The sequence below is a fragment of the Rheinheimera texasensis genome (assembly GCF_964031785.1).
GTDB classification, from domain to species: Bacteria; Pseudomonadota; Gammaproteobacteria; order Enterobacterales; family Alteromonadaceae; genus Pararheinheimera; species Pararheinheimera texasensis_A.
Genome location: NZ_CAXIRE010000019.1, coordinates 26083 through 38925, shown reverse-complemented (window position 1 = coordinate 38925; position 12843 = coordinate 26083). Strand labels below are relative to the sequence as shown.

General features: G+C 52.6%; 11 protein-coding genes. 6 read left to right on the top strand and 5 right to left on the bottom strand.

Annotated features, from left to right (window positions below; all coding sequences use genetic code 11):
* Positions 1-175 precede the first annotated feature (175 nt).
* Positions 176-700: a hypothetical protein gene (locus ABNT34_RS08725; RefSeq protein ID WP_348730695.1), complete on the top strand. Its 525-nt coding sequence runs from the start codon at positions 176-178 to the stop codon at positions 698-700.
* A gap of 299 nt (positions 701-999) precedes the next feature.
* Here ABNT34_RS08725 and ABNT34_RS08720 read toward each other — a convergent pair whose 3' ends face one another.
* Positions 1000-1911, bottom strand: coding sequence for an AraC family transcriptional regulator (locus tag ABNT34_RS08720; protein ID WP_348730693.1), 912 nt, complete (start codon positions 1909-1911; stop codon positions 1000-1002).
* Between the two features lie 215 nt (positions 1912-2126).
* On the opposite strand from ABNT34_RS08720, the gene ABNT34_RS08715 reads away from it, so the two are divergent.
* The 5 genes from ABNT34_RS08715 to ABNT34_RS08695 are packed head-to-tail and all read left to right on the top strand — an operon-like array spanning position 2127 to position 7206.
* Positions 2127-3233 carry an alpha/beta hydrolase gene (locus ABNT34_RS08715; protein WP_348730691.1) on the top strand — a complete coding sequence of 369 codons (1107 nt, stop codon included), beginning with the start codon at positions 2127-2129 and terminating at the stop codon, positions 3231-3233.
* Between the two features lie 2 nt (positions 3234-3235).
* Positions 3236-4339 (top strand): alpha/beta fold hydrolase, encoded by a 1104-nt coding sequence (locus ABNT34_RS08710; protein WP_348730689.1) that lies wholly within the window; start codon positions 3236-3238, stop codon positions 4337-4339.
* Between the two features lie 32 nt (positions 4340-4371).
* Entirely contained in the window at positions 4372-5535 is a 1164-nt protein-coding gene (locus tag ABNT34_RS08705) for a carboxymuconolactone decarboxylase family protein (RefSeq protein ID WP_348730687.1), read from the top strand.
* A 28-nt stretch (positions 5536-5563) separates the two neighbouring features.
* Entirely contained in the window at positions 5564-6706 is a 1143-nt protein-coding gene (locus ABNT34_RS08700; protein WP_348730685.1) for an aldo/keto reductase, read from the top strand.
* 11 nt (positions 6707-6717) lie between these two features.
* Complete coding sequence (locus tag ABNT34_RS08695) at positions 6718-7206, top strand: nuclear transport factor 2 family protein (protein ID WP_348730683.1); 489 nt, start codon at positions 6718-6720, stop codon at positions 7204-7206.
* A gap of 236 nt (positions 7207-7442) precedes the next feature.
* Here ABNT34_RS08695 and ABNT34_RS08690 read toward each other — a convergent pair whose 3' ends face one another.
* From ABNT34_RS08690 to ABNT34_RS08675, 4 genes are all read right to left on the bottom strand, one after another.
* Positions 7443-7862, bottom strand: coding sequence for a hypothetical protein (locus ABNT34_RS08690; RefSeq protein WP_348730681.1), 420 nt, complete (start codon positions 7860-7862; stop codon positions 7443-7445).
* A gap of 74 nt (positions 7863-7936) precedes the next feature.
* Positions 7937-8479 carry a DUF2569 domain-containing protein gene (locus ABNT34_RS08685; protein ID WP_348730679.1) on the bottom strand — a complete coding sequence of 181 codons (543 nt, stop codon included), beginning with the start codon at positions 8477-8479 and terminating at the stop codon, positions 7937-7939.
* 112 nt (positions 8480-8591) lie between these two features.
* On the bottom strand, positions 8592-9434 hold the full coding sequence (locus tag ABNT34_RS08680) for a hypothetical protein (RefSeq protein ID WP_348730677.1): 843 nt from the start codon (positions 9432-9434) through the stop codon (positions 8592-8594).
* Between the two features lie 336 nt (positions 9435-9770).
* On the bottom strand, positions 9771-12719 hold the full coding sequence (locus ABNT34_RS08675; protein WP_348730675.1) for a TonB-dependent receptor: 2949 nt from the start codon (positions 12717-12719) through the stop codon (positions 9771-9773).
* Positions 12720-12843 lie beyond the last annotated feature (124 nt).

Here is a 12843-nt window from a genome sequence, read left to right as displayed (position 1 = left end):
GCTTCGGTAACACCTTCATGACGCTATTCCAAACAAGGGCGAAGCTGTCTGCAACCAAATCAAAATGAATAGTAGTTATATACCTGCAAAGCAGAATGACCCGGTTATGTGGGCTATCCCACAGACAGAGTCCGGTACGGTAGTAACACTAGAATCGACAACACGCGAGGTGGCTATGAGAAAATGGTTGCTACTAATGGCGCTGATAATAACGCCTGCACAAGCACAAACAGACGAAGTGAACACCGATGAATGGGGGATGCGGGGGCAATACCAGCGTATGTTTAATCCCAAAACGATACAAACTGTCCATGGCCAGATATTAGCCGTTGAACCTTTTAGTCTGAATAATCGGATGTGTAACGGCTTGCACATCAAATTACGGACCGCTGCAACGGAGTTAATCGTGCATCTGGGACCGAAATTTTATGTCGAGGATCAGCCGATAACGCTGGCTTATGGTATGCAAGTCAGTGCCACTGGTTCGATGATCCAATATCTTAATGCTCCAGCGATGATCGCCACTGAGATCAATACTGAACATGGTGTCTTGAAGTTACGATCTGCCGATGGAATTCCATACTGGTCGCGTCGAATGACCAGTGACGCTGCTGTGCCATATGATCCGCAACAAAAAGTATCGACAAAAGCCAATCAGAACAGCAAGGCTGCAGATGGGTTATGCACAGATCAACCTTAGTAGTTCTGGTAATTCAAGCCCTGGAAAATTTCGAGATGGTGTAAGCCAAACTGACTTCATAACTGTGATTAGTATCATTACGCTGCATATCGGTCTCGAAACATTCGGGAATCGGGAGTCATCAATTTCGAGTAATGTCTGTTTTCAGTGAAAAGCTGCGATTCGGCAGCGGATAGCTCATTTGCCCGCAATTGGCACAGAACTGCTCAGCGCTTTGAGTTGCGTCGCGGACTTTCGCTTTTCCACATGTCTAGGGGCGGATTCGCCGCTTATCTGCCAAATGCGGTGTTCCGGTGCACTCAGGAAACAAGCTTCGCCCTGAGCTCACTGATATGTTTCGCCGGCGAACTGCCATAGAAACGGCTGTACTCGCGACTAAATTGTGACGGGCTTTCATAACCAACCTGAAAGGCAGCTGAGGCCGCGTCCTGATATTCCACCAGCATCAGGCGACGCGCCTCCTGCAATCTGAGCTGCTTGACAAATTGCAGCGGGCTCATCGCAGTCATATTGCGAAAATGGTGGTGGAAGGTCGATACCCCCATGTGCGCAATATTGGCAACCTCTTCAATCCGGACCTGTTGATTAAAATGCGCTTTTAGCCAGGAAATCGCCTTAGCGACCTGATGTGTTTGGGTGCCCATCACCGCCAATTGCCGCAGGGTTTCGCCTTGTTCACCAACCAGCAACCGGTAGAAAATTTCCCGGCGAATCAGCGGCGCCAGCATCGCAATACTGGCTGGGTCATCGACCAAATCAATCAGGCGTTGAAAAGCGCTGATCAATGCCAGTGTCAAAGTTCCGGTCGCCATACCACGGCCGCTGAACTGTCCTTTCGGCGGCGATAATTGCCCATCGACCATTAGCTGGGTGATCTCCGGGTAATCAAAGGTCAGTTTCAGGCCGAGATAAGGTGTTTCCACACTGGCATCTGTCACCTGCGCGACCACAGGTAAATGGACCCCCGAGAACAGGTAATGCCTGGTGTCGTAGCTGTAACTGTCATCCCCCAGTTGCACCCGTTTTGCCCCTTGGGCAATTAAGCAAACACTCGGCTCGTACAAACCAGCCATCGGCAGGTGGGCCACTGTTTTTTTAAATACAGTCAGGCCCGGGACTTTCGTCGGAAAGTAGTCCTCTTGTGCTGTAAGCCTTGAAATACTTGAAGCCAAGAGTTTTATGTTGCTGTCCAACGTTGCATTGTTTTCCATCGGGTCCCACCTGCGCTGATTTTTGTTGGGCTTTGAGTATATCGACTGCTGTCAGAGCAATATAGCAGCAGACAAAGAACCAAGAGGAATAGGCAATGATCTCACAGGAATAGCCTATAAGCTTTGTGGGTTCAGGGCTAAGCTGTGCGGTAATCAGATCGTTGACTATGCTCTGCGATCAGCACCGGACACAGACACCAAAGGTGAGTCAGATCATGCATTTCATTCCCAAAACTGCAGCGCTGCTGCTCAGTGTGCAGCTGATATCTGCGCAGGTATTCGCCGCCGATTATCGCGACAACCCTTTCACCCTGACTTATGAAGGGGCGCTAAGCGCGAATGTGGCCGGGCAGGTCAATATTCATCCGGTGCGTTACCAGCTCAATAACATCGAGATCGCCGCCAATGTGTATACCCCGGCTGGCTATAACGCAACGAATAAGCACCCGCAGCCAAAATACCCGGCGATTGTCATTGCGCATCCAAATGGTGGCGTCAAAGAGCAGGTGGCCGGGCTTTATGCGCAGCGTCTTGCTGAACTTGGTTATATCGCTATTACTGCCGATGCCGCGTATCAGGGCGCCAGTGGCGGTTTACCGCGAAATGTCGATAAACCAGCCCATCGGATTGAAGACATTCATGGCATGGCTGATTTTATTGCGCAGTTTGCCGGGGTTGATCACTCGCGGATTGGCCTGTTGGGCATTTGTGGCGGTGGTGGTTATGCGCTAAAAGCCGCACAGACGGATAAACGTTTTGTCGCAGTGGCAACTTTAAGTCTGTTTAATTCAGGCCGGGTGCGGAGCAACGGCTATATGGATTCTGCGCTTGATACTATCCAACAACGATTACAGTCAGCGTCCGCTGCGCGCGCCGAAGAAGCAGCCACCGGGAAAGTTCGTTATGTGGGTGACGCCAAACTCAGCGATGCGCAAATCGCGGCACTGCCATTTGAGCTGTATCGTCAGGGCTTTGACTACTATTGGAAAACGCACGCACATCCGAACTCGAGCTTTCGTTACACCGAAAGCAGCTTGTTGTCGCTGATGAACTTTGATGCTGTGAGCAATATGGATTTGCTCCAACAGCCGTTATTGCTGATCGCCGGCAGCAAAGCTGATTCGCTGTATATGACACAAGAAGCCTTTCAGCTGGCCAGTAAGGCTGCATCGAAACAACTGTATCTGATTGAAGGCGCAACCCATATCGAGACGTATTGGCAGCCCAAATACGTCAGTCAGGCGGTCCGCGAATTAGCTAAATTTTTTGGCGGCACATTGCAAGGCCCTCTGCCGTCGACCGCGAGTCAAAAGGACGAGTAACTATGAAAAATATGTTTCGGATAAACGCGTTGTTCCCCCTGCTGGTCGTGGCAGGTCTGACTTCCTGTAGCAGCGAGCTGCCGAGCCATTCGGTTCTTAGCCAGTCAAACCCCGGGCCTTTGGTGATTGCGCAGCAGGGTAGCTTTGCGGTTGGCGGTACCGTGATCCAACAACCCGGCGAATTCGACCCGATCAAACTCAGCAGTGCCGGTCAAACCCTGCATAGTGACCACGCTTATGTGTTCTATCAAATTCCGGGCAAAGCACGGCAATATCCGCTGGTGATGTGGCATGGCATTGGGCAGTTCTCAAAAACATGGGAATCCACCCCGGATGGCCGGGAAGGCTTTCAAACCCTGTTTTTACGCCAGGGTTATGGTGTTTATCTGTTAGATCAGCCGCGCCGCGGCAATGCCGGTAAAGGCAGTTTGCCCGGGACTTATACGCCTGAACCGGATGAGCAAAAATGGTTTAACATTTTTCGGGTCGGCTTATGGCCGCAGTATTTCGACAAGGTGCAGTTCCCAAAGGAGCCAGCAGCGCTTGAGCAATACTTCCGGCAAATCACCCCGGATGTCGGTCCCATCGATATCCAGGTCAATGTCAGTGCAGTGGATGCGTTGTTCAATAAAATTGGCGACGGCATTTTAGTCACACATTCTCACAGCGGCGGCATGGGCTGGTTAGCTGCGATGCGTAATCCGCAGATCAAAGCCATTGTCTCTTATGAACCCGGCAGTAATTTTGTCTTCCCTGCCGGCGAAGTACCGGCGCCTAAACCCAGTAGCAGCGGTGCTTTAACGGCGGCTGAGGTGTCACTGGCCGAATTCAAAAAGCTGACTCAAATCCCTATCGTCATTTATTACGGTGACAACATTCCGCTGACGCCAAGCCCTTATCCGGGCCTTGATGGTTGGCGGGTACGGCTTGAAATGGCGCAGGAATGGGCCGCCGCAATCAACCGCCATGGTGGGGATGCGACTGTGGTCCATCTGCCTAAAGTCGGTATCTATGGCAATACCCATTTCCCTTTTTCCGATTTGAATAATCGCCAAATCGCGCAGTTGCTGGCTGACTGGTTGCGGGATAAACAACTGGCACGTTAACAGCGCAGGCAGGTTTTATGAGGGAAACATCGATGAGCTTTTCAGGACTTTTTACCAGACCAGCCACTATGCTGATAGCCGGGCTGTGTCTGCTGCTGGCATCAGCTGCACCTGCAGTGGCGGGCGACGCAACCACCACGCTTGCCGTGCGGCAAAAGGCGATGATCCCAATTGCCGCATTCACCGCGCAGGGCAAAATCCCAGAGCTTGAACAAGCCATGCATCAGGGCCTGACGCAGGGACTTACCATCAATGAAATCAAGGAAATACTGGTGCAGTCATACGCCTACGCCGGTTTTCCCCGTGCTTTAAACGGCATTAATGCCTTGATTCGCGTACTTGATGCCCGTCAGCAACAAGGGCTTCGTGACGAGATGGGAAAAGAAGCGACACCACTTCCGGCGGATTTTGATGCCAATGCTTATGGTCATCAGGTGCGAAATAGCCTGACCGGGCGGGACATGCGCAACAGCACCACAGGCTACGCCGCTTTGGTACCGGTCATTGATGAATTTCTGGTCCAGCATTTGTTTGCCGCGATTTTTTACCGCGACGTGTTAAGTCATGCCGACCGCGAGCTGGTCACCATCAGCATCCTGGCAGTGTTGCCGGGCACCGCAGCGCAGCTCAAATCACACCTGAGTATTTGTTTGCGCATGGGCTATAGCCCCGCGCAATTACGGGAATTCGTCGCTGTACTTGAACATCAGGTCAGTCACGAGAGCGCCAGCCAGGTGCTGGCGGTGCTGGAACCACAATCCGCAGCGGCGCAGAGCGTGACGCTAGCGAAAACGGCAGCACTGCCGACTGTGACCGTCAGCCGTGACGCCACTGTCAGTGTCGGTGAGCCCGATAAATTCACCGGCACGGCCAAAATCAGTGCGCGCTTCAGCTCGCCGGTGCAAGGCCAGTACAGCGGCGCTTTGGTCGAATTTGCCGCCGGTGCCCGCACAGCCTGGCACAGCCATCCGCAAGGACAAACCCTGATCGTCATTTCCGGCGAAGGCTGGGTCCAGCAGGAAGGCAAAAAAGCGCAGCCGATCAAAACCGGTGATGTCGTGAACATTCCACCCGACACCAAACACTGGCATGGCGCCAGCGACAGCAGCGCCATGACTCATCTGGCCATTTCCACTCCAGAGCAAAACCAAACGGTGACATGGATGGAGTTGGTGCAAACCAGTCCAGGCCGTTAAGCAGCCAACAAATACCAAGAGGCCACAGATGCAAAATCGCAGAGAGTTTTTATTGATTGGTGCGGGCGTGACAGCGGCATCGATGCTGAGCAGTCCAGGCCATGCCAATCCAGTGTCGCGGACTCCAGCAAAAACCAGTACTCCGCTGCCGGTGCGAATGCTTGGCCAATTGCAGGTGTCGGCTATTGGCCTTGGTGTGCAGAATATGAGCCGCAAATACGACACATCTGTGCCCAACCGCAAGGAGATGCATCAGGTGATCCGCACGGCTTATGAGCAGGGCGTCACCTTTTTTGATGCCGCGGAAGCTTACGGCCCGTTTGAAGTTGAACGGATCTTGGGTGAAGGCGTGAAAGGCTTTCGCGACCAGGTGGTTATTGCCACCAAATTCGGCTGGAATATCGACCAGCAAACCGGTGCCAGGCTGCCGGGACTGAATAGCCAGCCCGAGCATATCAAACTGGTCGTGGATGCGATGCTGCGCCGCCTGCAAACCGACCGTATCGACTTGCTCTATCAGCACCGCGTCGACCCTCATGTGCCGATTGAGGATGTCGCGGGTGCGGTGGCCGATTTGATGCAAGCTGGTAAAGTGCTGCACTGGGGCTTATCAGAAATGGGCCCCAACACCCTCAAGCGTGCCCATGCCACGCTGCCAGTCAGCGCCGTACAAAGCGAATATTCGATGTTATGGCGTGGACCAGAGCAAACGACGTTGCACCTTTGCGAAGCGCTTGGCATCGGCTTTGTGCCATGGAGCCCGCTTGGCGTGCAATTTCTGACCGGCTGGATTGATAGTCAGACGCGCTTTGCGGCCGGGGATTTCCGGGCAACAGAAAGCAGATTCAGCCCGGAAAACCTCGCACACAATATGCAACTGGTGGAGCTTGTTCAGCAGTGGGCACAGCGAAAAGCCGCGACGCCTTCACAAATTGCCCTTGCCTGGTTACTACACCAAAAAGCCTGGATAGCGCCCATCCCAGGCACCACCAGTCAAAGCCATCTGCTGCAGAATATCGGCGCCGCACATGTGCAATTTTCCAAGGCAGAACTGACTGAGCTGACCGCAGCATTGAACGGAATTGTTATCAAAGGACAACGTTTACCGGACTTTGTACAGGCGTTTTCTGATGTTGAGGCGCCACTTAAACCAACACCCACACAATCTTAACTGAGGACACAATGAAAAAAATGACTGGGACGATGTTCATCGCCGCGCTGTGTTTGTTGTATGTGAGCGCTGCGACTGCAAACACTACGGCCAATGGTTCTCCGGCAGACGCTCCGGAATTGCCCGCCTTGGCTGCAGAGCAAGCACTGCTGCAATTATCCAAACAGAAATGGCAATGGATGGCGGACAAAGATGTGGCTGCGCTCGATAAGCTGTTTGATGCCAAATCGGTATTTGTGCACATGGGCGGGTCATGGGGCAAACAGCAGGAACTGGATGTGATTCAGTCCGGTGGCATTCATTACAAAAAAGCTGATGTACATCAGGCAACGGTACAACTTATTGACAACACAGCGATTTTACTCAACCGCATAACCTTGCTTGCGGTGGTTGGCGGCCGTGAAGTCAGCAATAATTTTATAGTGACGGAAGTGTATGTTCGTAAAAACAATGATTGGCTGTTGGCTTCTTTGTCGTTTACGAAATTACTGGATAAGTGAAAACATAAACCGCTTAGCTGCTTTTATACAGCACGCTTTGCGGTGAGCTGTGTGAGATCCTTTGAGGCACTCCCAGTGGTGCGTCAGGCGCTGCAAAACTCATTTCCAAATGATCATCTTAAACATCCGGTTGCGGTGAAACGCAGTCATGTTTTTGTAGCAAGAGCCATCGTCGGCTTCTGGCACAAAACGACGTTTCTGCCGCAGCCAATCATCGAACAAAAAACATTTTGTGTTCAGTCCCACACCAGATTTTCAATACTGTTTGCACAGATAAGAACAGAGCCAGGCTGCATCGTAGTCCAGCCATACTGCCCGAATATAAATATGCCGTGGAAAAATCGAGCTTTCAGTTGGTTGTCTTCAATTCGGGTGAAGCTTATTGAAGTAGAAGTGAACATGTTCGCATAACTGCCTTTGAGAGTGACCTTGAATGGCACAGTTCCATTTGCTGCAGCCCTGATCGAAGCGGCAAAGGATATGGCTTCTGGTTTGGATAAAGGGTAAGGAACTTCAAATATAGAAGCTGAAGTGACAATCGACAGACCAGGGTGCAATTCACCTTTTATGTCGCTTAGAAGGCAGACATACACTTGCATGTCGCCAAAGTTGTGAAAGCTAATAGTTTTTTCTCGCTTAAATCGATAAAGCCGCATTTATGTTCACTTATTCCAGGTTCAGTTGTTTGTGACAGGAAGGTATTTGTCTGAAGCAATTTTTTTATCACCCACTAACAAACAAAAGTGTTTTTCGCCCGCTCAGACATATACAAATAAGGCACCCAGATGCCGAGAGCGAAGGCGCTGCTGCACAGGGATTTGATGACGTCGTTAGTCCAGACTTCCAGCTGTGGGAACATCAGGCTGGTGATCAGGGTGTCGCCGAGCAGGAAGGTGGCGGCTATCGCGGCGAGGATAAAAAAATACTTCGGTAATAAGCGGCTTTTACGCATAAACAGATAAATCAGATAAACCGACAGCGCCAGCATCAGCAGGTTGATCACCATCTCAGTGAAGATCAGCAAAATAAACCAGGCAGAGGCGGCGTGCAGGATATCGCTGAAATTGCCGTCGCTAAAGAACGGTTGGTAAAGGCCCCAGAGATTAAATATCAAGCGAAAAGGCCCGAGGCAAATACCAAAACCCAGCAAAAACAACCAGCCACCAAAGGCCCAGGGTTGGGCTGGCGGAGCGATTTGCGGCGCTATTTCGAGTGTGGGCCCGGTGTGTGGTGTCGTTGCCTCTGGCGGCGTCGCTGTCCCTGTCATATCCATCAGTCTTCCTTGTCCATTGATTAATCAAAGCGTTCAGTTTCAAGCTATCGGCTTTTCACTGGGATCACAACAACATAGCTACATGAAGACCGTTAAATCCTCATTTCGCCTTTTATAACAAATGCCGGTGCGGCGTCAGTAAGTCGATTTGCTGCTGGATATTGTCTGGTGTCAGCACTTGCCGGCAGAAGTGTTGCAGCTGCTGTTTTTGTGCCGGGTTGTGCGCGTTATAGCTATCGCCCAATAATGCGTTGAGTTGCAGTTTGGCCAGCAGAGCGCCTATGGCAGTCCGGCGGTCGGACTTTTCTTTCGGGCCTGGTTCTGACAGCTCCTGGCGGATCACTGCGGCGTGCAGGTCCGTGTTCTTCAGCTGCGCAGGAATACTGACCGACAACTGGGCGCTGGTGATGGCAGGCGTGAGCAAAGCGGTACAGAGCTGGAATTGGCTGGCGACTATTTCTGTCGCCAGTATTGATATTTGCTGGTCCGTTGTTAGCCCCAAGCCCAGCCAAAATCCCAACCGTGGCTGCAATTCCCAGCCATCTGGCCAGATTAAAAATGACTCCAGATGGGCAAGCTCATGGAATAGCATTGGCAACGCGACAGTCGTGACTTCTTGCATGGCGCTGCTGCTGTGGCAATCAAAAGGCGTAAAAAATTGCAGTGCCGGATTTGGCAGCCGCGTGATCTGGTTAACATCCATATTGGCTGGTGGCAGCAGCACCAGCTCAAGTTCATAGTGCCCCTGCAATGGCTTGCTGAGCAACTCAGGCAGTACCATTGTGGCGAGGCTCATGGCTGTGAAGTTGGATTGCAGCGTCGCCAGGCAAGTCAGGTTATCTGCCGCAGATAATGTCAGCGTCAGATTGCCACGCTTGAGTTTCGCCAGCGGCGTGCGTGGCAGGCGGCTTGGCTCCTGTTCCGTCCGGGCTTCGCCGGTCACGATAGTTCGCATCGATACATCCGGGCTGTCTCCCAGATAGATCAGGCCGTAGGACAAGGTTTTTTTGTCCGGCGCGGGGGCTGTGGCGCAGGATTGCAGTAACCACAACAAACAAAGGACCCACCATTTTTGTACTTGCATCTGCTGATATTTGGCGAAAATAAGGTGCGGGCTAAGCTAGCGGGCTTCGGTATAAATGGCAACAACCTATCAACATTAGTTTTAATAAAAGGAACTGTTGATGGGTGCATACAGTGAACCCCATCATCTGACCGCAAAAAAAGGGGGCCCGCAGGCCCCCAAACATCGCACTCAAAAACCGGGAGGAAATTGAGTTGCAGGACAGGGTCAGAAGCGGCTGCGCCAGCCGAGCGTCCAGCGCTTCTCGTAGACGTTTTGATAGATCACATGGTCGCGCCACTGGGCGTAGTTGTTTTCGAACTCGCCGGTCAGGTTGCTGACCTGCAGGTAGACGCTGCTGTGCTCAAACAGGTCGTAGCTGGCGGAGGCGTCGACATACACCGTTGATTGGGTCCAAATCGGCACTACACCTTTACCCAGCGGAATAGCCAGAGAATCCAGCCGGTCGCTGCGGTAGTTGGCGGCGACACGCAGCTGCAGGCCGTCTTTTTCATACCACAGCACGGCGTTACCGGAATTCTCTGAGTTGTCCTGGATCGGCAGTGTCGCGCCATAGACATCTTTGTTGGCGCTGTCCGAAGGCGCATAGGTGTAGTTCAGCGTGGTGCCTAAACCGCTCCAGATGCCCGGCAGGAAATCAAAGCTTTGTTGCCAGGTCACTTCGACACCTTTGACCGTGCCGCCTTTGCCGTTAATTTCAGTGTCGACCGGCACTTCACGTCGCACCACACCGTCGATGTCCGGCAGGCCTTTCATCACCTGGCCTTTTTCGATAAAAGAATCGATGTTCATCCGGAACAGACCGACGCTGAGCAGGCTCGCGCTGTCGTAATACCACTCCAGGCCAAGGTTGTAGTTGGTCGAGCGCCATGGCTCCAGCAAGGGGTTACCGTTCTGGCGGCCGCTGACCGCGACTAATAAATCCGGTGATACACCATATTCTTTGGCAAGTACGTCACCGGCGCGGGTGCGGCCGACTGACACACCACCGGCCAGTTTGGCAAAATCGAGGTTGGTCAGGGTTTTGCCGTAAGCGGCGCGTAAAATCAGCTCATCGCTGAGATCTAAGCGGAAGTTAGCCGATGGCAGCACAGTGTCATCGTCGCGGTCGATTTGTTCTTCGCCGGCTTTAATGGCGGCGGTACAGAGCGAACAAGGCCGCGCACTGCCAACCAGATTCTGCAGAATTTCCAGATCGGTTTTGATGTATTGTGCGCCGATATTGGCCTGATACGGCAGGCTGGCAATTTCACCGTCTAAATCCAGTTTCAGATAAGCGCTGTGGTCGGTTTGAGTCACGCCGTAACTTTTCGCCGGGTCGGACAGCTTTTTATTGCCCGGATACAGCTGGTTTTGTGACTCAAACGGGTTATCCAGCGCTTTGGGGTTAATCAGATAAAAGCTGTCCGAGCTTGCCGGGCCAAAGCCGTTGACCTGGTGCACCCAGCCGGCTGGTAATTCGTCGAAGTACCAGGCGCGGCCTAAGGTTAAATCGCCAAGCGCCACGTTGGCCACGCCATCGCCATTGGTGTCACCTAAAGAGGCGCCTGAGTCTTTCCACATCACGTCGGCTGCTAAATTACCGGTTTTAAACGGCGCCACCAGGATAAAAGTGTCGCGCTCAACATCACGTTTCGCCGTGCGAAGACCAAAAGATACCGACTGAATATCGCCCAGTTCAAAGGCATATTTGCCGTCGGCGCGCAGCACGTCGAGCGTGGCTTCTTCGTGGAAGTTATTTTCAGAGTAGGTCGAAACTAAATTGGTGCGTTTGATGTCCTGGGCAAAACCTTGTGGGTAACTCAGGCTGATATATTTGCCACCGCGGCTGAACTGCACCGGAATATCGGCCGGGCCATAACCGCGTGGGTTGACCGGCTCGATGCCGTTACCGACGTTACGCATCAGGCCATGTTGCGCACCGCTGGTGACATAAGCATGCGCGACGTTTTCGGTATGGTCGCGGCTGGCATCACCGCGTAAATAACGCACAGAACCGGAGAAATCGTCTTTGTTATCAAAGTCGAGCTGCAGGTTGATATTGGTTGATTCACGATCGTTGGTCAGGCTTTCGGAATAAGCACTGACGCGGCGCACCTGATACAGCGCTTCGCTGACGGTGTAAATCTTGCCGCCAAGCGGGCCGTCGGCGCGTGGGATAAATTTGTCGGAATATGCCCAGTTATTGCCACGTGCGCTGTCGACCATCAGGCCTTGTTTGCGGTCGGCGTCATCCATTTGGGTGTGGAAAACATCGGCGGTCAGCGTCAGGCTGTCACTCAGCACATATTGCACTGAAGCGTTAGCACCGATGCGGTCGCGCTCAGTGGTGCGGTCCATCACGCCGTAATAACGCTGGGTGAAAAAGGTGTCGTTTTTATCGCCGTCTTTGTTGAAATCGCGCAAGTCTTTTTCGTTTTCGCCGACCACTTCCATCGCATTGAGGATGGCGCCGTTTAAGTAGTTGGCGAGATTGTTCTGGTCATAAGACAGTGTCATCACGGCGGCGAATTTTTCGTCGTCGGATTTGTAACCGCCAAATAACGACACTTTGCCGTCGTTTTCTTTCGACAGGCTGCCGCGCGTCAATTCAGTGTTAAAGGCAAAAGTGCTGCCGGGTTTTAAATCCAACGGCCGCCAGGTTTTTAAATCCAGCGTGCCGGAAATACCGCCGGATAACACATTGGCCATCGGCGATTTCAGTACGTCGATGCCGGCGATAAGTGCCGACGGGATGTCAGTAAAATCGGGCTGCACTGTGGTCAGCGAGCCGGCGGATAAAAATTGTTCGCCGTTCAGCAGCGTAGTGACCTGCGGCATGCCGCGTACGTTCACCGTAGAGCCTTCACCGGCCGAGCGGCGAATTTGCACGCCGGGAATACGCTGCAGTGTGTCGGTGATGGTCACATCCGGCAACTTGCCTAAATCTTCGGCGGTGATGGTGTCGACCACCTGTTCACTGAATCTTTTGTTATTCAGGTTTTGTTTGTTACTGGCGGCGATGCCGCGAATTTCAAGACGCTCGACTTCAGGCTCTGTAACTTTGGCGGCGGCTTTTTCAACGTTTTGCGCCTGTGCCGCGGTGCTCAGCAGCATAGCCACAGACAATGCCAGCAGGCTGACGCGAAATTGTGGACGGTGATCTGGGTATAACATGTTGTTCCTCTGCATTGACTTGTTGTTTTCACCTTGTTGGCTGGCAGGTCGCGAAGGCTTGTGCTGAGCCCCGGAAGGCCCGCTGCGCTCGTCGCCCGCCGTTTTTGAGTGCGGTGAAAAACAG